19 protein-coding genes and 1 pseudogene are annotated in these 19,652 nt (G+C 71.0%); 11 read left to right on the top strand and 9 right to left on the bottom strand.

Translation table 11 applies throughout. From position 1 onward, the window contains the following. Nucleotides 1-3: 3 nt before the first annotated feature. Nucleotides 4-3,294: an NACHT domain-containing protein gene (locus tag OG966_RS33805; protein WP_326653840.1), complete on the bottom strand. Its 3,291-nt coding sequence runs from the start codon at nt 3,292-3,294 to the stop codon at nt 4-6. A gap of 347 nt (nt 3,295-3,641) precedes the next feature. Between OG966_RS33805 and OG966_RS33800 the strand changes: the two genes are divergently transcribed. Genes OG966_RS33800 through OG966_RS33785 form a run of 4 tightly spaced genes read left to right on the top strand, consistent with a single transcriptional unit; the run spans nt 3,642 to nt 6,668 of the window. Continuing rightward, on the top strand, nt 3,642-4,697 hold the full coding sequence (locus tag OG966_RS33800; RefSeq protein ID WP_326653839.1) for an NAD-dependent epimerase/dehydratase family protein: 1,056 nt from the start codon (nt 3,642-3,644) through the stop codon (nt 4,695-4,697). Next, a complete protein-coding gene (locus OG966_RS33795) occupies nt 4,694-5,383 on the top strand; it encodes a glycosyltransferase family 2 protein (RefSeq protein WP_326653838.1) in 690 nt (229 codons plus the stop codon). The genes OG966_RS33800 and OG966_RS33795 overlap by 4 nt, the downstream gene beginning before the upstream one ends. Continuing rightward, the gene (locus OG966_RS33790; protein WP_326653837.1) at nt 5,380-6,018 is read left to right on the top strand and encodes a TIGR04282 family arsenosugar biosynthesis glycosyltransferase; all 639 of its coding nucleotides are present in this window, start codon (nt 5,380-5,382) and stop codon (nt 6,016-6,018) included. Before OG966_RS33795 ends, OG966_RS33790 begins: the two co-directional genes overlap by 4 nt. Further along, nucleotides 6,015-6,668, top strand: coding sequence for a methyltransferase domain-containing protein (locus OG966_RS33785; protein WP_326653836.1), 654 nt, complete (start codon nt 6,015-6,017; stop codon nt 6,666-6,668). Before OG966_RS33790 ends, OG966_RS33785 begins: the two co-directional genes overlap by 4 nt. A gap of 233 nt (nt 6,669-6,901) precedes the next feature. Here OG966_RS33785 and OG966_RS33780 read toward each other — a convergent pair whose 3' ends face one another. Both OG966_RS33780 and OG966_RS33775 read right to left on the bottom strand, forming a co-directional pair. Beyond that, nucleotides 6,902-7,309: a hypothetical protein gene (locus tag OG966_RS33780; RefSeq protein WP_326653835.1), complete on the bottom strand. Its 408-nt coding sequence runs from the start codon at nt 7,307-7,309 to the stop codon at nt 6,902-6,904. Further along, a complete protein-coding gene (locus OG966_RS33775; protein ID WP_326653834.1) occupies nt 7,309-8,487 on the bottom strand; it encodes a molybdopterin-dependent oxidoreductase in 1,179 nt (392 codons plus the stop codon). Before OG966_RS33775 ends, OG966_RS33780 begins: the two co-directional genes overlap by 1 nt. Before the next feature lie 113 nt (nt 8,488-8,600). Here OG966_RS33775 and OG966_RS33770 point away from each other — a divergent pair, with 113 nt between their 5' ends. Continuing rightward, the gene (locus OG966_RS33770; RefSeq protein ID WP_326653833.1) at nt 8,601-10,034 is read left to right on the top strand and encodes a glycosyltransferase 87 family protein; all 1,434 of its coding nucleotides are present in this window, start codon (nt 8,601-8,603) and stop codon (nt 10,032-10,034) included. Between the two features lie 243 nt (nt 10,035-10,277). Continuing rightward, a complete protein-coding gene (locus OG966_RS33765) occupies nt 10,278-12,200 on the top strand; it encodes a M64 family metallopeptidase (protein WP_326653832.1) in 1,923 nt (640 codons plus the stop codon). Here the strand turns inward: OG966_RS33765 and OG966_RS33760 are convergent, their stop codons facing one another. From OG966_RS33760 to OG966_RS33750, 3 genes are read right to left on the bottom strand one after another with little or no spacing between them, the layout of a single operon-like run. After that, the gene (locus OG966_RS33760; RefSeq protein WP_326653831.1) at nt 12,201-12,446 is read right to left on the bottom strand and encodes a hypothetical protein; all 246 of its coding nucleotides are present in this window, start codon (nt 12,444-12,446) and stop codon (nt 12,201-12,203) included. 42 nt (nt 12,447-12,488) lie between these two features. Beyond that, a complete protein-coding gene (locus tag OG966_RS33755) occupies nt 12,489-12,725 on the bottom strand; it encodes a DUF397 domain-containing protein (RefSeq protein ID WP_326653830.1) in 237 nt (78 codons plus the stop codon). Then, nucleotides 12,726-13,586 (bottom strand): helix-turn-helix domain-containing protein, encoded by an 861-nt coding sequence (locus OG966_RS33750; protein ID WP_326653829.1) that lies wholly within the window; start codon nt 13,584-13,586, stop codon nt 12,726-12,728. Nucleotides 13,587-13,637: 51 nt separating this feature from the next. On the opposite strand from OG966_RS33750, the gene OG966_RS33745 reads away from it, so the two are divergent. The 4 genes and pseudogenes from OG966_RS33745 to OG966_RS33730 form a co-directional block, all read left to right on the top strand. Beyond that, nucleotides 13,638-14,198, top strand: a complete 561-nt coding sequence (locus tag OG966_RS33745) for an ATP-binding protein (protein WP_326653828.1) — start codon at nt 13,638-13,640, stop codon at nt 14,196-14,198. Continuing rightward, entirely contained in the window at nt 14,198-14,614 is a 417-nt protein-coding gene (locus tag OG966_RS33740; RefSeq protein ID WP_442806823.1) for a hypothetical protein, read from the top strand. Before OG966_RS33745 ends, OG966_RS33740 begins: the two co-directional genes overlap by 1 nt. Nucleotides 14,615-14,678: 64 nt before the next feature. Beyond that, nucleotides 14,679-14,972, top strand: a complete 294-nt coding sequence (locus OG966_RS33735) for a hypothetical protein (protein WP_326653826.1) — start codon at nt 14,679-14,681, stop codon at nt 14,970-14,972. Between the two features lie 451 nt (nt 14,973-15,423). Next, nucleotides 15,424-15,474 (top strand): annotated as a pseudogene (locus OG966_RS33730) (hypothetical protein); the annotation flags it as partial. 255 nt (nt 15,475-15,729) lie between these two features. Here OG966_RS33730 and OG966_RS33725 read toward each other — a convergent pair. The 3 genes from OG966_RS33725 to OG966_RS33715 all read right to left on the bottom strand — a co-directional run bounded on the left by OG966_RS33725 (nt 15,730) and on the right by OG966_RS33715 (nt 18,739). Continuing rightward, a complete protein-coding gene (locus OG966_RS33725; protein WP_326653825.1) occupies nt 15,730-15,942 on the bottom strand; it encodes a hypothetical protein in 213 nt (70 codons plus the stop codon). Between the two features lie 182 nt (nt 15,943-16,124). Then, nucleotides 16,125-17,582 carry a M28 family metallopeptidase gene (locus tag OG966_RS33720; RefSeq protein WP_326653824.1) on the bottom strand — a complete coding sequence of 486 codons (1,458 nt, stop codon included), beginning with the start codon at nt 17,580-17,582 and terminating at the stop codon, nt 16,125-16,127. Between the two features lie 77 nt (nt 17,583-17,659). Continuing rightward, on the bottom strand, nt 17,660-18,739 hold the full coding sequence (locus OG966_RS33715) for a helix-turn-helix domain-containing protein (RefSeq protein ID WP_326653823.1): 1,080 nt from the start codon (nt 18,737-18,739) through the stop codon (nt 17,660-17,662). 237 nt (nt 18,740-18,976) lie between these two features. On the opposite strand from OG966_RS33715, the gene OG966_RS33710 reads away from it, so the two are divergent. Beyond that, nucleotides 18,977-19,609, top strand: a complete 633-nt coding sequence (locus tag OG966_RS33710) for a helix-turn-helix domain-containing protein (protein ID WP_326653822.1) — start codon at nt 18,977-18,979, stop codon at nt 19,607-19,609. Nucleotides 19,610-19,652 lie beyond the last annotated feature (43 nt).

The raw sequence follows: 19,652 nt of genomic DNA, 5'->3' as shown, positions 1-19,652 counted from the left end.
GGGTCAGGGGGCGTCGGGGGGTGGTGGGGCGTGGCGGTCGAGCAACCTGAGTGCCCTGTCGACGAGTTGCGCCGGGACTTCCGCGCTCAGGTCGTCGGCCGGCACACGGTCCAGCAGCCGGGAGACCGCGTCGGCGAGCGCCGCCTGCGTCGGCGCGGAGCCCGCGCTCTCGGAGTACAGAGTCAGCAGCCGTTCGTGGGAGGCCCAAGCGAGGGCATCGAGGGACTCCCCCGCACACATCTGGAGTGCGGCGTCGTCTCCGTGCACCTCCAGCGCCGTGATCGCCGCCCGCGCCCTGAGTTCCCTGCACGCCGTATCGAGCGGCCTTGAATCCGGTGCGTTCAGCACCTTGCACACGACGGTCGCCGGGAGCCGCGCGGCGTCGGCGACCAATTGCCGGAAGACCAGCCTGATCACGCGATCCCGGGATTGGTCGTCGAGACCGTTCCGAGGTTCGATCAACGCGGCGCAATGGTCGTACAGAACCGCGAGTCCCTCGTCCGGCGCGCCCAGCGCGCTCGCCAGCCACAGTGACGTCAGGCCGTTGGCGATCGAGGTCGCCACGCCTTCCGCCGTCCCCACGAAGGTGGTGACGGCGGGGGCCAGCCAGTGGAAGACCGGGTCGACGGCGTGCAGGACCATGGCGTCGTTGGTGCCGCCCGAGACTGCCATCTTGTGGCGGATCTGATCCGGATAGGGCCGCACCCAGCTGATCCGTCTGCTGCGGTCCTCGCTGCCGGGAGGGCGTTCGTACAGCCAGTACGCGTCCACCGGCTGCGGAGAGTCGACCAGGTCCCGCGCAGGCCGGATGTCGACTTCCTGGCCGTCTCCGTTCCAGGTGTGCCGGATGCTGAGGGCCAGCGCGAAGTCGGTCCACTCGGGTTCCGTGAAGGCCGCCCGCCACAGCATCACACGCCGATGCCAGGCCCCGGCAGGCTTGCCCTCCCAGGGGGGAAACAGCTCGCTCGCCTTGAGGCCGCCGGTGACCAGGAGGGTGACCAGCAGCAGGTTCGCGGAGTAGATGCCGTGCCGCGACGACGTGGCACGGACCGCGGGCCGATAGTCCGCGAACCGGTGCTCGGTGCGGTGGCGGTGGTCGGTCATCACGGCGATGAGGAGCTCACCGAGGCGCCTCCGGTCCTCCGGGGCGATCTTCCCGATCCGCGAGGCCACAAAGCGGAGCATCTGACGGGAGGAGAGTGGCGCGTACGACAGCAGTACGTACAGCAGGTCGTCGTCGATGCTGGTCCGGCCGACGGAGAGCGCCGGACGCTGGCCGATCAGTCCGCCGAGCAGATGTACGGCGAGCCGGGCGGCGAGGTACTCGCCGAAGGTGGCGTGCAGGAACTCGTAGGTCGCCAGCCGCTGTTCGTCGCGCAACGCCTGGGCACGCTGGACGAAGAAGAACCGCCCGAGCGCGATCTCCCCCTGGTCCAATGGTGCCCGGAATCCGTCTCGTACCGGTTCCGGACGTCCGAGCAGCACGGCCAGGTCCTGTTCCGCCTCGGCCGCGGTGATCCACTGGCGACGCCGGTTGAGCATGCCGAAGGAAATGAGGGAGAGCCTTTGCAGCTCCTGCTCGGCGCGCTCGGCCAGCTCGCGTTCCGTGCATGACGTGGCCGACTTGCCCACCTCACGGACAGCGAAGGACGCCAGCAGTTCCTCGTACAGCTCGGCCTCGCCGAGCTGTTCCTCGCCGGCGGCCTCTCGCTGCAATGCGTTTTCGGACGCGTCGTACAGGGCCAGCATCATCAGCAGCAACGGCTGGGAGGCAAGGACCTGGTGGCGGACAGCCACGGCGGCGGGCAGTGGCCGCAGGCCGCGCGCGGTGAGGTAGGGCTCGTTGAGCTGGTTCCACAGATCGAGCCAGCGCTCGATCTGCTGCTGCCTGAACGGTTCGAGCCGCAGCGCCACCGCGCCCTCCGGGTAGCGCGCGCGGTCGGCGACGGCGGTCCGGCTGGTGACCAGTGCGAAGACCGGCCGCCCCTGGTCCGCCTCACGCTCCTGGAAGCGGGACACCCGGACCAGGAAGTCGGACTGGTTGACGCCGGTGGCCTGAAGGAGTTCGTCGAAACCGTCGAAGAGCAGAACGGGCACGGCACCGTCCGCCGCCCGCACCAGCTCGGGCCAGGAAACCCGCTCCCCGGTCGCGGCCCGTATCGCGTGCTCGATCTGGTCCTGGATATCGGCATCGGCGGGCACTTCACGGAGAACGATCCGCACGGGCAGATAGCCCGCCGAGGGGAGCCGGGCCGCGAGGATCTTCGTCAGTACGGACTTTCCGGCGCCCGGCTGGCCGAGAACGACCAGCGGCACATTGGTCGAGGCGACCGAGGTGAGGACGCCCGCCAGATACTCGGTGAGGTCGGACCGTACGATCTCGTGCTCCCACCAGCCCTCCTCGGCCGGGCCGAGAGCATTGTCGAGTACCGCACGGACGCGGAAGTCGGGGTCGACGTAACCCTCGCCGAGAGTGGGCAGGCGCATGCCGGTGGGGGCTTGGCCCTCGGAGAGGATCGGCCGCACCAGAGCTGCCTGGTAGCCGGTGGCGAGGGCCGCGGCGGCGTGGCTGAGGGGACGGAGTGCACTCAGTCCGGCGAGGACGGTCTCGATGCCAGTCAGTGCCTGCCGGATGGAGACGCGGGTTGCCTGGTGCTCGATCTGGCCGGACCATAAGCCGAACTCCGGTACCTCAGTGGCCAGTTGCGTGTAGAGCTCCTGATAACGCTCCACGGCACGCCGCCACACCGTCACGCCGAGCGTGTCCGCGACTGCCTGCTGCTGTGTGTCGTCAAGTCGCTCGTAGACGGCGAGCCCGAAGATGAACTCAAGCAGTCGAGCGGTGACCGAGAGGTACCAGCCCCGCAGCTCCTCCACGACATGCTCGTAGGGCACGTGCGGCGCGGGCTGCGGTGCCCCGGTGCCGACCAGCGCCCGCACGAATTCCTGCCCGGAATCCCCACCTCCCGCGATACCGATCTGCTCACGGCGCGTGAGCTCCAACTCCTGCAGACGGAAGGGCAGTTCCGCCTCGTCCAGCGCCTCGAAGTAGGCGGTGACGACGAGCACCGCATGCGCCGCTGCCAGCCGCTCCGTACGCGACGCCCGATCCGCAGACCCCAAACTCGCCCGCAGCCCCGACGTCAGATCGCGCCCGAGCCGCAGGATCCGCCCCTGCGCGTCGAACACGCTCAGCACCGTGTCGCTGACTCCGCCCGTCGCCAGCGACAGGGCTCCGCCGAGCGCCCGGTCGGCCGCCGCCAGACCCGCACTGCCCCCCGTCAGAATCGCCACCGCATCGCTGTAGCTGAGCAGTTGTCGTCCCCGCACCGATCCCCCCGGCTCTCTTCCGCCCTGTCCGCGTCGTGTCTACCACGCGGCTCACGGCCCGGGCGGCGGAAGCGGTCACGTGACAGGGCGGGCCGGTGTGGACCTGTGCGTCCGAGTCACCGTGACCGTCGCCGCCGACGGGGCACACCGGTTCGCGACCGGACGCGTCGGCCTGCGACAGCCGTACGGCCGAGCATCCCGGCCCCGACCATCCGCGCTGGACCGTGGCCCGGGGCGGAAGTCCTTACGGACCTGTGACGGCACGGCGCGCGACGCTGGTCAGCGGGGTTTCGGCCCGTAGCGTCGCAGTCATGCGTGTACTAGTCACAGGAGGCGCGGGCTTCATCGGCTCGCAGGTCGTCGCGGCTCTCGCCGCTCGCGGCCATGACCCGGTCGTGCTCGATGCCCTGCTCCCGGCAGCCCATCCGGAGCCCCCGCCGGTGCCGGACGCCGAATGGATCCACGGGGACGTCCGCGACCGGGCGGTGACGGCGCGCGCGCTGCGCGGCGTGGACGCGGTCTGCCACCAGGCGGCCATGGTCGGCCTCGGCATGGACTTTGCGGACGCACCGGAGTACGTGGCCTGCAATGACCTGGGCACGGCCGTCCTGCTGACGGCCATGACCGAGGCCGGTGTCCAAGAACTCGTGCTGGCCGGCTCCATGGTGGTCTACGGCGAGGGCCGCTACGACTGCCCGCTCCACGGGCAGGTTCGGCCGGGACCGCGTGCGGGCGGCGATCTCGCGGCCGGGCGCTTCGAGCCCCGCTGCCCCGGCTGTGGAGCGGAGCTGACGTCCGGTCTGGTCGGCGAGGACGCTCCGACGGACCCGCGCAATGTGTACGCGACGACAAAGCTGGCGCAGGAGCATCTGGCCGCGGCGTGGGCCCGGGTCACGGGCGGGCGGGCCGTGGCGCTGCGCTACCACAACGTGTACGGGCCGGGCATGCCGCGCGACACGCCCTATGCGGGCGTGGCCTCCTTCTTCCGGTCCTCGCTGGAGCGGGGTGAGGCGCCGCGGGTCTTCGAGGACGGGCGCCAGCGGCGGGACTTCGTCCATGTACGGGACGTCGCGGCCGCGAACGCGATCGCGCTGGAGGCGGTACACGGGCGCGCGCCGGGAGTGCTGACCGCGTACAACACGGGCAGCGGGACGCCCCACACGGTCGGCGAGATGGCGGAGGCGCTGGCCGCGGCGCACGGTGGTCCCGCGCCCCTGGTAACTGGGGAGTTCCGGCTGGGCGACGTACGGCACATCACCGCGGACTCGCGACGGCTGACGGCCGAGCTGGGCTGGAAGGCGCGGGTCGGCTTCGCGGAGGGGATGGCGGAGTTCGCCGCGAGCGGGCTGCGGGGTGCGGTGTCATGACGGTCGGCGTGGATGTCGTACTTCCGTGTCTGGACGAGGCCGAGGCGCTGCCGTGGGTGCTGGAGCGGATCCCGGACGGATGGCGGGCGATCGTGGTGGACAACGGCTCGACGGACGGCTCGGACCGGATCGCCCGCGGGCTGGGCGCGAAGGTCGTGTACGAGGGGCGACGCGGCTTCGGGGCCGCGTGCCATACGGGGCTGCTGGCGGCGGAGGCGGAGTATGTCTGCTTCTGCGACTGCGACGCCTCGCTGGATCCGGGACTGCTGACGGGATTTGTACGCCAAGTGGCGGACGGAGACAGTGACTTGGTACTGGGCCGGCGGCGGCCGCAGACCCGTGGGGCGTGGCCGCCGCATGCGCGGGCCGGGAATCTGGCGCTGTCGCGGATGCTCCGCCGTCGCACCGGGCTGCGTCTGCGCGATCTGGGCCCACTGCGCGCCGCACGCCGCAAGGACCTGCTCGCGCTGGCCCTGACGGACCGGCGGAGCGGCTACCCGCTCCAGATGGTGGTCCGCGCGGCGGACGCGGGCTGGCGGGTCACGGAGGTGGATGTCCCGTATCTGCCGAGATCGGGGAAGTCGAAGGTGACCGGGACGTGGCGGGGCACGTGGCAGGCGGTACGGGACATGCGTGCGGTCCTCGCGGAGCCGGCGGCTAGCGGGGTCGGGGGTGGTGCGCGATGAGCTCCCGCTCCGCGGGCACGCTGCTCGTCATCGCCAAGGCCCCCGTGCCCGGTCGGGTGAAGACGCGGCTCACTCCCCCGTTCTCCCCCGAAGAGGCCGCCCGTCTCGCCGAGGCCGCGCTCGCCGACACCCTGGATGTCGTGCTGGCCACGCCCGCACGCCGCAGGGTTCTGGTCCTCGAAGGCGTTCCCGGTGACTGGCTGCCGGCCGGTATCGAGGTCGTTCCGCAGTGCGCGGGCGGGCTGGATGTACGGCTGGCGCATGCCTTCGGGCTGGGCGAGGGGCCGGCCCTGCTCATCGGGATGGACACTCCTCAGGTCAGCGTCGAACTCCTCAGCCTCGGCCTGGAGTTGGGCAGCGCAGGCGCGTCCTTCGGTCCCGCCCACGACGGCGGGTTCTGGGCGCTCGGGCTGGCCGAGCCGGATCCGGCGCTGCTGATCGGGGTGCCGATGTCCGTGGCCCGGACCGGCGCCGTCCAACGACAGCGCCTCACCCGCGCCGGGCTGACCGTGCGGGATCTGCCGCCGCTGCGGGACGTCGACACTGCGGAGGACGCCCTGCTGGTCGCTGCCGAGGCCCCGCACACCCGGTTCGCCGCGGCCCTCGCCGCGCCGACCGGCACCGGGGCCCGATGACCGCGCCCGCCTGGCAGGCCGATCCGTACACCGACGCGCTGCGCACCGGCCGCGGCCCGCTCTTTCTGCGCCGCCCCGACGGCTGGTTGCTGCCGCTGGAGGTGGAACGCTGGTGCGCCGCGCCGGACGCCGCGGACCTGACCGTGCTGGAACGCTGCCGCGGCGCGGTGCTCGACATCGGCTGCGGTCCCGGCCGTCTCGTCGCGGCGCTCGCCGAGCTGGGGCGGCCGACGCTGGGCATCGATGTGAGCCCGGAGGCGGTGGCCCGTACGGTACGCACCGGCGGCAGCGCGCTGCACCGTTCCGTCTTCGATCCGCTTCCCCGCGAGGGGAGTTGGGGTACGGCGCTGCTCATCGACGGCAATATCGGCATAGGCGGCGACCCGCGCGCCCTGCTGGTCCGCGTGTCCCGCCTCGTCGCCGATGACGGCGTGCTGATCGTGGAGACCAACCCGCTCGATGTGGACGAACGCGTCCAGGTCCGGGTCGTCGACGGCGGCAACGCACAGGGCTCGGCGTTCCCCTGGGCCCGCCTCGGCACTCCCGCGCTGCTCCGGTATGCGCGAGAGGCCGACTGGGCGGTGCCCGCGTCGGGGGTCGGTCGCTGGACGGTCGCCGGCCGGACCTTCGTCGCACTGCACCACGCATAGCCCGCGGCCGCCGGGCCCGCGTCGGCCGGACCCGGCCGCCGGACCCGCGTCGGCCGGACCCGCGTCGGCCGGACCCGCGTCGGCCGGACCCGGCCGCCGCACCCGGCGGCCGGGCCGCGTCCGTTGGACCGGCTGCCGGGCCGGGGCCGGGCCGCTCGGCCGCGGCGTGGTGGGGACGCGCGATCGAGGACGGTGCCCATGTCCCGTGGACCGGCGGCCGGTTCACCGGAGGTTCAACCGCCTGGCGCGCTGCGGTGGGCCCCCCACCGGCGCACTACCCGCATCCCCACCAGCAGTACGCCCGTGAGCACCGCCACCGCCGCCAGTGCGATCAGCCAGTTGCGCACATAGTCCAGCGGCAGCACGGAGGCGTTCTTCGGCGCCCCCGGCCGCAGCAGTACCGGCAGCGCGATCACCGTCAGGCAGCCGGCCACCACCAGTGCGCCGCGGACCGTGCCGCGGGCCGGGACGGCCGCCATCAGCAGGCCGATGCAGAGCACCAGCGGGGCAACGATCCCGTCGTGCAGGACAATCGCGCCCGCCAGCCACAGGGCCACGTCCTTCAGCTGCCCGCCCGTCACCAGGAGCGACGCGCCGAAGGCCATCAGCGCGAGGCCGAGCGCGCCCGTCACGATCCGCATCAGATGACCTCCATCCTGGCGACCCATTTCGTCTGCAGTACGCCCGGTCGGTTCGGGGCGATGATGCGCGCCGGGTAGCCGTGGTCGGGCGAGAGCTCCTGGCCGTTGAGGCACAGGGCGAGCAGAGTGAGCGGATCACGGGCGTAGCCGCTGCCCATCTCCATGACCCGGTAGGCGCCACGCCGCTCCAGCGACACCACCCGCACCGCGGCGTCCGGCCGCGCTCCGGCCCGTTCCAGCAGGTCACCGACGCGTACGCCGGTCCACTTGGCGGATTTGCTCCAGCCCTCGACACAGGCGATGGGGAGGTTCACGGTGTACTGGGGCAGCGCGCCGAGTTCGTCGAGAGTGAGTTCGTAGGAGTTTCTGCCGAGCACCGTGAGCCGCCAGTCCCGTGCGGACAGTCGCGACACCCCGGCCGCGGCCGCCGTCCTGTTGACCGGCAGGCCCTGCGGGCCGTGGTCCGGGTGTCGTGGTGCGAGCAGGTCGAAGCGTTTCAGCGGGGTGAGGGACTGGCCGGCGGTCGTCAGCGTGACCGCGCCGACCGCCGCAGCGACGCCCGTCAGCAGAGAGCGGCGGTCCGGTCCGTCCACCGCCGGGAGTTCCAGTGTCCCGGGCGAGCGTCTGCCCCAATGCTGCCTGATCTCGGGATACTTGACCGCCACATGCAGGACGACCGCACCGAGCAGCAGCCACCCGACCGCGAAGTGCACGGGCACGAAGGAGAACGGCCAGGGGTACCACTGCACGGTGTTGAGCAGCCCGGTGAACAGCTCGAAGACGGCGGCCGCGACGAGCACCGCCACGGACAGCCGCTCCAGCGCATGGCGCACCGACCGCAGCGGCGGCCGTACGAACAGCCGCGGATAGACCGTCCAGAGCTTGGCGAGCAGCAGCGGGATCGCCCCGATCCCGCTCGCCACATGCAGGCCCTGGGTCACCCGGTAGCCCCATGACGGCCGGCTCGGCAGCTCGTCCGCGAGCCAGTCCGGTGGGTGCTGCAGATAGTGGCTGAGCACCCCGGTCACGAAGCACAGGGCTATCGCCCCGCCCAGCCAGCGGCCGATCGAGGTGGCCGTGCGGGCGTCGTGCAGCCTCCCCGAGAAGGACGGCAGGACCGGTGCGGGGATGCGGGGCAGTCGAAGCGGTCGGGGCAGTCTGGGTGGTCGGAGCTTCATGTCCCCATAAGACCTCCGCGACGGGCCGCGCGGACGGGTCCAACACCTTACGGAATGCGGACGTCAGAGGGTGGCGCGCGGTCCAGGCCGGTTCCGGCTGCGACGCTGGGCCTGTGATCAACCCGCGTACTCCCACCGCGATCAACCCGCGTACTCTCACCGCCGGCACCCTGCTTGCCGCCCTGACGGCCGTTCTCGCCCTGACCATCCGCAAGGACGGCTATATCGCCGACCCTGCCGGTCTCTGCTGGTGGTACGCCGCCTGCTGGGTGCTGTTCGCCGCGGCGGTCTTCGCGGTACGCAGGACTCCGGTGCGCCATGCCGTGGTCCTCGTCCTCGCGGGCGGTGTCGCGGTGGCCGCGACCGGGCTCCTCGCTCCCCCGCGCACCAGCACCGACTCGTACCGCTATGCCTGGGACGGCAGGGTGCAGGCGGCCGGCATCTCGCCGTACGACCACGCACCCGCCGATCCCGCGCTCGCCGGACTCCGCGACGACTGGCTCTTCCCGACCGGGGCGGCGTGCGAGCTGCCCGAGCGGGTGCGGATCCCCGGTCCCACGGGCGAGATCCACTGCACCCGGCTCAACCGGCCGCAGGTGCACACCATCTACCCGCCGGTGGCGGAGGGGTACTTCCTGCTCGTCCACGCGCTGTCGCCGGACGGCGTACGGCACAAGGCGCTGCAGACGGGCGGCGCTCTGCTGGCGCTGGGCACCACCGCCGCGCTGCTGCTGGTCCTGCGGCGGCGCGGCGATCCACGGCACGCTGCCTACTGGGCCTGGTGCCCGATCGTGCCGATCGAGGCGGTGAACAACGCGCATGCCGATGTGCTCGGCGCGCTCCTAACGGTGGTGGCACTGGGTGTCCTGGTCCGGCGGCGGGTCCTCGGCGGGGCGCTGCTCGGCGCGGCGATCGTGACCAAGCTGCTGCCGGCCGTGGTGCTGCCGGGCGCGCTGTCCGGCGTTCGGCGGGTGCGGGACGCGGCGGCGGTGCTGCTGCCGGCCGCCGCGGTGGTGGCGCTGAGCTATCTGCCGTACGTCCTTGTCTCCGACGGCTCGGTCTTCGGTTTTCTGGGCGGCTATATGGAGGAGGAGGGGTACGACGACCCCTCCGCCCGCAACCGCTATGCCCTGCTGCGTCTTGTGCTGCCGGACGCCTGGGCGCCTGCCGCGGTGCTGGTCGTGATGCTGGTGGTCGTCGTGCGGGTGCTGTGGCGCGGGGATCCCGAACGCCCTTGGAACGGCGCCCTGTTGGTCACCGGCACGGCCTTTCTGCTGCTGACCCCGGGCTATTCCTGGTACGCGCTGCTGCTGGTGGCGCTGGTCGCCCTCGACGGCCGGTGGGAGTGGCTCGCCGTCGCCGTCGCCGGAGCGGCGAAGTACGTCGGTGTGTACATGGGCGACAGGCCGGACGGCCTGGGCACCACGGTGTACGCGGTCGCAGCCGGCGTGGTGCTCGCCGGCTGCGTACTGCGTCGTCGTGCGCCGCGTCGTCGTTTCGACCAGCAGGTCGGCACGGGTGTTACCGCCCAGTCGATACGGTCTTGACCTCGACCAGCGCGACCTGAAGGTCCGTTCTGCGGGTAGCTGCCGCCGATCCTGATGCCCCGAGGGCCGGTCGGCGAGGCGGCGTCGGGTGTACACAGCGGCCGAAGGCGGCGAGTGCAAGGCCGAATTCCCGGACTGCAGCGGCACCGATCCGCGACGGGCGGCATTGCGCCGCCACCGCGGCCACATGGCCAACTCGGCTGTCTTTACGGCCCGTTGGGCAGAGCCGTACGCTCCGGCCCCATGACCTCACCCGGTATACGCCCCCGAAGAGCGGCCACCCTGCTCGCCACCGTGGGGACCCTTGTCGCCGCCTGCCTTCTGGGCACGGCAACCCCGTCCGGCGCGGCCGAGGAACCAGTGACCGCCCGGGCCACCGTCGTCCCCGTGCAGACCACAGGACCCGCCGACAAGCGCTTCAACATCATTGTTCTGGGCGACGGTTACACCGCCGACGAGATGCCGGCCTTCCGCGCCGATGTCGAGAAGCACCTCAATGTGCTCTGGTCCACGGAGCCGTTCGCCTCGTACCGCTCCTACGTCAACGTGTGGGCGGTGGAAGTGCCCTCCGCCGAGTCCGGTGTGGACTGCGATCCGGGGCTGGACTCACCGCGCCGCGACACGGCCCTGAACATGGGGTTCTGGGGCGGCTGCGACGCCGGCAGCGTGCAGCGTCTGCTCACCGTCGACAGCGGGTCGGCGACGGCGCTCGCCGACCTCGTCCCCGGCTCCGCGAACGCGAACCGGCAGATCGTGGCCCTCGCCAACAGCGACACCTACGGCGGCGCCGGCGGTACCTACGCCACGGCCTCCGGAGGCAACGCACTCTCCTCGCTGATCACCCCGCACGAGATCGGCCACTCGCTGGGCAAGCTCCAGGACGAGTACGACTACTACGCCCGCGGGGTCCCCGGCGGCGCGTACAGCGGCGGCGAGCCCTCGTCCGTCCACCACACCCTGCTCACGGAGGAGCAGATGAAGCAGCAGCGCGCCAAGTGGTGGCGCTGGCTCGGCGAGAGGAGTGAGTCCGGCGGGGTCATCGGACGATTCGACGGCGGGATGTACAGCACCAAGGGCGTCTGGCGGCCCAGCAAGCACTCGATCATGAAGACCCTCGGCTACCCCTTCGACCAGGTCGAGCGCGAGGTGATGGCGCAGAAGATCTCCGCCAAGGTGGACCTTGTACAGGGACACACACCGAACACCGCCGCGATCGGCGACGACCGGACGGTGTGGGTGGACACGCTGCATCCGGTCGGCGGCGAACTGGATGTCGTATGGCGGCTCGACGGCAGTCCGGTGCGCTCCACCGGCAACGCCCGCACGCTCGATCTACGGCGGCTCCGGCCGGCCCGCGGGACGCACACGCTGACGGCCACGGTCACCGATCCCACGCCGTTCGTGCGCGACCCGGCGATCCGCGCGTCCGCCGCGCTGACCCGCACTGTCGCCTGGACCCTGGACACTGCCGTCACCACCCCGCGCGAGCCTGTGGGGGCCGCCTTCACCGGTCACACGGACACCACGGCTCCGGCGGGGTCGGCATCGGTCGTGTACGCCGACACCACGCACCCCGTCGACCGGACCCTGGCCGTCGGCTGGAAGCTCGACGGCCGGCCGCTGGCCAATCCGGGCAACGACCGCGATCTCGACCTGGGCGCGCTGCGACTGCGTCACGGCACGCACCGGCTCACGGCACGTATCGCCGGTACGCAGTCCACGCTGAGCTGGACGGTGGACGCGGTCCCGGCGACGGCGGCATACGCGCTCTCCAAGCCCCTGCGTACGGTGGAGCGGCCCGGCAGGCCGGTGGAGTACGTCTACGACGGACCCTTCACCATGAAGCTGACGGCCGGCGACGACCGGGCCGGCTCTGCGGTGACGCAGTTCAGGGTCGACGGTGACGGCTGGCAGACGTATTACGGCTGGCCGACCGACGCCGACGCGCCCTTCCTCTTCACCCCGAGCGGCACCGCCATCGACGGCCTGGTCTACGGAAAGCTCGGAAGGACGCGCGCCGTGCCGTGGGACGAGGCCACTCCCGACTACGGAACGCACACGATCGAGTACCGGACGGTCGACCCGGCCGGGAACGTCTCGGCACCGAAGTCGTTCCTCGCGACACTGCTCCGGCCGGCAGCCGCGAAGGGGGCAGCGACGGGCTGACTAGGCCACGCGGGGGATGCCCGCAGGTCCCGGGGCCGGATCGGCCGTACGTCCCGGGGCCGGACCGGCCTCAGATCCTGGGAGGGGATCGCCCGCACGTCCCACGACCGGATCGTCGCCGGCGGTCCGCCCCACGCCCGGCTCCTGATGCCCATGGGCGGCCGGGAAGACCCGCCAGGCGTACTCCCGCGCCGGATACGGCTCGGCGGTGTCGATCCGGACTGCGGTGTGGTCGTGACCGGTCATCTCTCGCTCCATATGTCGCGGTGGTGAGGTGCGGTTCAGGAATCAGGTGAGAAGAAAGTCCGCCTTCCCGGACTTGGCCCCCTGGATGAACGCGGCGATCTCGCCGGAGGTGTAGATCAGCGCGGGGCCGTCGGGGTCGGCGGACTGACGCACCGCGACCCTGCCGTCGGCGAGCTTCATGGTCTCGAAGCAGTTGCCGCCGTTGCCGCCGCTCCACGGCTTGTGCCAGCCCTCGGCACCCAACTCCGCTGCGGGCATGCCGTTGTATATGCGATCCATTCACAGCTCCTCGCGGAGATCCCTGAGGATCTCCTTCGTACGTTGTGCAGTCGCGGCCTGCGCAGCCATGCGGTCCAGGACCTCAAGATGCGATGCGACCTCGGGGCGCGCGTCCAGATAGACGGCGCCGGTCAGATACTCGCTGTAGACCATGTCCGGGAGTTCGGGGACGGCGAACCGGAAGAGGACGAACGGCCCATAGGTGCCGGCGTGGTGTCCGGTCGCGAACTCCGCTATCTGCAGAGTCACATGGGGCAGTTCGGCGCCTTCGAGCAACCGGTCGATCTGTGCTCTCATGACACCTGGACCGCCGACGGGTCGGCGGAACACCGTCTCATCCATGATCACCCAGAGTCTGGGTGCGCCGGGTTTGGTGAGCAGGGACTGACGTTCCATCCGCAGCGCCACATGGCGCTCGATGTCCGCCGGATCCGTCTGGCCGACGGCTCCGGCGAGCATGATCGCCCGAGCGTAGTCCTCCGTCTGCAGCAGACCGGGTACGAACTGCGGTTCGTACGCCCGGATGAGGGCGGCCGCACCCTCCAGGCTGACGTACATGCTGAACCAGCCCGGCAGCACGTCATGGAAGCGCTGCCACCAGCCCGGCTTATTGGCCTCTTCGGCCAGCTCGATAAAGCCGCGCGCCTCGTCGTCCGTGATCCCGTACGCGTTCAACAGGAGCTGAACATAAGGGATTTTCAGCGCGACCTCGGCCGTCTCCATCCTGCGGATCGTGCCCGCTGCGACACGCAGCACTTTGGCGGCCTCTTCACGCCTGAGACCGGCTCGCTCCCGCAGATCCTGCAAGCGCTTACCGAGAACGACCTGACCCACGGTTGGGGCGGACCGCGGTTCGCTCACTCCCAGACCTCCCCTGTGCTGTTGCGAGCAGTGTGCCACGCCCCCACAGCGATGAATATGCCCACTCTGCAATTTTCAGAGTGGCTCTTGCCAATGTGCGCCCTCCGGGGAGAGAGTGGCCGTGTGAACCGTGACGCGCTCACCCCCCGGCACCTGAACCCGTGCTTGGGGACTCCTCATCACCGGTACGGCTTCGAGCTACCGGCCCGCGTCGAATTTGTCTCCAGTGCCAGAAAACTCGCCCGCCGGCGGCTGCACCACTGGGGCATAGGCGGCGATGTTCACGATACGGCGATGCTGGTCGTCTCCGAACTGGTCACCAACGCGGTCGTGCACACCGACGGCCATCTGGTCGCCTGCGAACTTCTCAACGGCATTGAGCGCCTGCGCATCACCGTGCACGACCAGGGTTCCGCACCCACCGACCCGCATGTGTGCCGCGCCATCGACGAGGAACGGGGACGCGGGCTGCTGCTGGTCGAGTCCCTCAGCAGCGCTTGGGGCTCGCACGCGTCGCACCTCGGACCCGGCCGCATCGTGTGGGCCGAACTGCCGCACCAGGACGAACTGCCGTACGGAACACAAGTGCCGTACTGGTCGGAGAGTCCATGATGAAACATCTGGCCACCCTCCTCCTGCGGGGCGGCCGCCGTGCCGGCGAGTGCCGGATGACCAGGCTCGTTCCGCCGCCCGCGCTGCCGGCCACGCTGGGCTGCGACGCCGTGGGCGTGCCCGCCCGGTACGGATTCCGGCTCCTTGGCCGTCTGCCGCGGAACGGCTGCGTATTCGCGGACAGTGACTGGTGGTGGTGGATCGTGCCCGCCGGCTCGGACCTCGAACTGACCTGGCCGCTGCCCTCGCACTACGCCCGCGGCGCATACGTACCGGCGACGAACCCGCGGCTGATCCGCTGGCCCGACGGCACCAGCCCCTACACTCCGCCGATCCCGCTCTATCTGATGGCCTGCCAGCTGACCGGCACGGCACCGCTGTGGACGGCCGAGGTCGGCAGCGCACGCCGTGCGTGACCTGAGCGGATCACAAGTCGGCCCGGTGCGGCCCACACAGGGACTCGACGGCTAGTCTTCGGGCATGTCAGAAGCCAATTCGAGCCCGGAGCGGCAGGGGCTCACACCACGTCAGGCGCGCCGTATACGGATAGCCCTCTCCGCGGTCATCATGATCGCCGTGGGCGCCACCCTGGTGCTGCGGCTCGGCAGCACGCACTCGGTGCTGACCATGGGCTTCTACGGCATCGCGCTGATCCTGTCCGGCAGCGCGCTCGTACTCAGCCGACAGGGGCGTACGCGCGTGGCCACGGCGGTGCTGGGGGTCGGCGTCGCAGTGGCAGTGGCCTCGGAGTGGGCCGTCGCGTCGATGCGCTGACGGCCGGTGAGAACATGGGCCGGGCGCGGGAACGGGTCAGGCCCCGGCCTGGCTTCTCGCCGGGTGAGCGCAAGCTCCTGATCGCCTGGACCTGACGAGGCGCCATACGCACGCCCCTGACCTGCGGAGAGCCGCCGGGATGCCCGGAAGCCGCTGCTCCGAGGCCAAGGGGGCGCGCTCAAGGCCCTGTTGAGAAGTCAGAGGGCAGCCCTGGGGTTTTCCCTCGGGGACACTCCCCGGGGGCGTCGACGGTGGGCAGAGTGCCGTCGCGGTGCGCCGTACGGCAGCCGCATGTCCTTGCCCTCGGAGCGGCCGGCGTACGGCGAAATCCGCGCGCTCCGGACGGCAGTCGACTCCTTCGACGCCGCGGCCGCCCCGCTACTGGGAATCAACCGCACGGATCCGCGCTGCCTGGACATCCTCATAGCGCGAAAGCGCCGCACCCAGCGAACTGGGTGCGGCGCTCGGGCTCACCACGGGCAGTGTCACGGCCCTGCTGGACCGCCTGGACCGGCCCGGCTATGTGACCCGCTCCCCCGATCCCGGGGACCGGCGCAGGTCGGTGGTGCGGCCGGCGCCCAGAGCCGTACGGGCTGTGGAGGAGATCTTCGGCCCCTCACCCAGGACGGGTTCCGGCATGTCGCGCGCTGCACCACCGAACAGCTGGAACTACTGCTGGACTTCATGCGCAGCAGCCGGGAGCTGCAGGAGCGGCACCTCGACCGGATCCGGTCGTGACGTCGTCGGCCTCTCGTCGTCAGCGGCCGTCACCGGGTCCCGGACCAGAAACGCCCACCGGGCCGAACAGACTGAGATATTCCTGGCTGTCCTCGCGGGGGAAACTGTCCCGCGGCATGATTTCCTCATGGCTGACGTCCGGGATCCACACCCAGTACATCCCGTAGGCGATCAGCGCCCGGCCCACCGGACGCAGCACATCGACGAGGACAAAACTTCTCAGGGACGGCATGGCCACTCTCCTCAGCGCGGAAGTGCAAGTGCCGTACGACCATGCGCCCGGCCGGTCGACTCTCGCTCCAGGCGCGGGCGGCGGACCTTCGTTCGGGGCAGCCGCTCAGCTCCGGCCACGGCCCGCGGCAGTCGCTCCCGTCGGCGGCGGGCTTCCTTCGCGGTAGCCGGCCGGCCGCCGGATCAGCGCTGGGGAGCGGGGAATGCCACCGGGCTGCGCAATCCGGCCCGGTTCACGGCACGGACGCCGAAGAAGACATTGTCCTTGGAGAGATCGACCGTGTGACTGGTCGTATCACCGGCCCGGATGACATGGGTCCACTCGGGCGCGGTGGTCTCGCGCCACACCACCTCGTAGCCGGCGAGATCGGCTTCGCCCCCGCGCTGCCACACCAGCTCCGTCGCGTTGGTCAGCGCGCTGGTGAGGATCTTCGCTCCCTTGGGGGTGCCGGGCGCCTGGGCGAGGGTCCACAGGGCGGCGCCGTTGACCTTGGCCACGCGCGCGACGTAGCCGAAGTCGCAGAACTCCGGCAGATCGCCGTACTGCTTGCCGTCGACCACCTTCACATCCTGGTGCTGGTGCGCGAAATCCTCGGCGGGCTCGGTGAACCGGGCCGCGGGGAAGCCGCGTTCGAGGTAGGGGATGTGGTCGCCGCCGCGCAGATAGCGGTCGCGGCGGTAGACGACGCGGACGTGCATACCGGTGGCGTCGTTGTCGGCCACATCGCGTACGAAGCGGGCGAGCTGGCGGGACGGGGAGTCGTTCTCGCCGCCCACCGAACGGCGGGTCGCGGCCTCTTCGGGGGTCTCGGAGGTGGGGACTCCCTCGGCGAACAGGCGGATGGTGTACGGATCCCGGGTCCCGTCGTCGGCCGTGGGGCTGCCCACGATGTCGTCGGTGAACATGCCCTGGAGGTCCACGCCGGCCGTCTTGAAGGTCTGCGCCATGTGTGCGGCGCCGAACAGGCCCTGCTCCTCGCCGGCGACGGCCGCGAAGACGATGGTCGCGGCGGGACGGCGGGTGGCCATGACCCGGGCGAGCTCCATGGCGACGGCCACCCCGGAGGCGTCGTCGTCGGCGCCGGGCGCGTCGCCGGTGGCGTCCATGACGTCGGTGGCGCGTGAGTCGTAGTGCCCGGAGACGACATAGACACGCTCGGGGGCGGTGGAGCCGCGCAGGGTCGCGACGATGTTGGTGATCCGGGTCGCCACGGGGATACGCGGCACCGGCTGCTGGACATAGGACTGCAGCTCGACCGTCATCCGGCCGCCGCTGCCCGCGGCGTACCGCTTCAGCTCGGCGAGGATCCAGTCGCGGGCCGCGCCGATCCCGCGCTCCGGGTCGTCCTGGCTGGAGAGAGTGTGCCGGGTGCCGAAGGAGGCGAGCTTGCGCACCGTCGCTTCGATTCGGTCGCGGTCGATCTCCCGCAGGAGCGCGCGCAGTTCACGGGTGGGCGGCTGGGCGGTGGCGGGAGTCTCGCGGTCGGGGGTGCGCGCCGCGGCGGCCGCGGGCGGTATGCCGGCGCCGGACAGCGCCGCGCCGAGCGCGGCGGTTCCGGCTGCGGCCGACAGAACCGTTCTCCGGCCGGTGCCACGGGGGTTGATGGGGCCGCCTGCGTTTCCTGAGGTCTGCTGCGACATGAGTTCATCGTCATGGACGCGCCAACCCATGACAAGGGTGAGGCTGCTGCCGGCGGCATCGGCCTCCGGGTCCCGGTTCAGCCGCTGGAGACGGCCCTCAGATGCGACTTGCCCCTCCGCAGCACCGGTTCGGCGACGCGGGTTTCACGCAGTACCAGCGTCATCCGGGTGAATCCCCGGTCCTGAAGGCTCGCGGGGGTCTCGTCGACGATCCGGCACTCGGTGCGTCCCCAGCGGGGATCGGGGTGATGGAGCGGCCGTAAGACCCCGTCGTGGTGGACAGCGGCCGCGCCTGCGGCACGCATCCAGTGCGGAAGTCCGCACCGGTAGGCGGCGTCCATGATCGGGTCCTCGGCGATGTCGCGACGAATGGCCTGAAGGACACGGTCCTCGGCGTCGGCCTCCAGGGCCGACTCCAGCCGCGCCAGCAGGGGCAGGCACCAGCTTGTCTCGCGGTCGGCGAGCACCGTGCCCGCATCCGGGTGGAAGAGCACGAACCGGAGGAAGTTCTGGTCAGGCATGGCCGTGGGGTGCGGCCCGACGCCGCGGAAGAGCGCGTCGAAGGCCGGGTTGGCGTGCGCCACCTCCCAGCGCCGGTCGAAGAGCACGGAAGGCAGCGGCACGGCGTCCATCATCGTCGCGTAGTCACGCAGATAGGCACGTGTCTCGGGGTCGGAACCCTCCGTGGGATCAGCCGGATCCGCGGGATCGGACGGGCTCGCGGGCAACGACGGGGGCACCGGGATGTACGGGCGCACGGGACCGGCCGGAAACGCGGGACCTGACGGTCGCGCGGGCCCCAGCGGCGGCACCGGAACGGACGCCCCGACAGGCGTCGTCCAGGGTGGCGGCGGATCACGGTCGACCGCGAGGCGGAAGAGCCACCCGCCCTGCTGATCGCTCATCTCGAGAGCCTTGACCAGGGCACAGAGCATTTCGTCGGTCCACTCCTTGGCGGGTGCCCGCTCCCAGCTGCCGTACGCGCCCGTGCTGATCTCGAGCCGCGCGGCCACGTCCGCCACGCTCAGGCCGAGTTCCTCCCGGCGCCGTCTGAGGACATCGGTGACCCGCCTCGCCCGCACCGCGCCCCGCACCGTTCCGGCACACCCTCGGCGCCCCTGGACACCAGGACGTTCCACGCCTGCCTCATGTGTCATCGAGAACGCCACCCTTCTCGAAGTCCCGCTGCGGCAGGGCCATTTGGATCATCATCACCGCGTGGCGATCCTGCTACCGCAACAACGGCCATGTCAACTATCGTGGCATTGCCTGCCGTTGACCGCTCAATTCGCGCCACAGCTGTGGCAAGACCTGGCTACGCTGTCCCGAAACAGATAATCTCCCGGCAGCCCAATGTGTGCGGGGCTACCTCGCGTGATCTAGGAGACCTACTGGTGACAGACGGCTTCTCGGTTCCGGGTTCGACGGCCACAGTCCCTCTGGCGGCATCCGTTGCCCGTGTCGCCGAGCTTGCGGACAAGCTCGGGCTGAGCCACAGCGAGGTATTCGACGTTCATAACCTCTCCGAGGCCTCGGGCGTCCCCGCCGAGGTGGTCGGCGCTCTGCTCGCCGGGCAGCGGGCCGGCGAACCCGACCTCCAGGCACGCTTTCTGCAGCGCTTCGACCTGTTGCGCAGGACACGGCTGAAGCCCAATGGCCGCCGCTACACCCAGCAGGAGATCGCCGACGGCGCGGGCATGTCACGGCAACAGGCGGGGGCCCTCATCAACGGCGACCGCAGACCGACCATGGAACACTGCGACGCGATCCAGCGGTTCTTCAAGGTCCACGCCGGATTCCTGACCGCCGAGGACGCCGACGCACTCGACGGTGCGCTGCAGCGCACCGAGCAGACCTTGCTGCAGGACTTCGCCGGTGACGGCGATCCGCTGGAGCGTCTGCTGCAGGACCACGGGGTACGGGGCATCGCCTGGCGGGCGGCTCAGCTCCCCACCGACAAACACCGGGACAAGGTCACCGAGTGGCTCGACATGCTCCTGGAGAGCGTCAAGCCGACGGAGTCCTGAAATGCACCCTGCGCCGACGGGAGAACGGTGAGCATAGGCAAAG

Source organism: Streptomyces sp. NBC_01750 (genome assembly GCF_035918095.1).
GTDB lineage: Bacteria > Actinomycetota > Actinomycetes > Streptomycetales > Streptomycetaceae > Streptomyces.
Note: the sequence above shows the minus strand (reverse complement) of the source record. Positions and strands in the feature narration are given on the sequence as shown.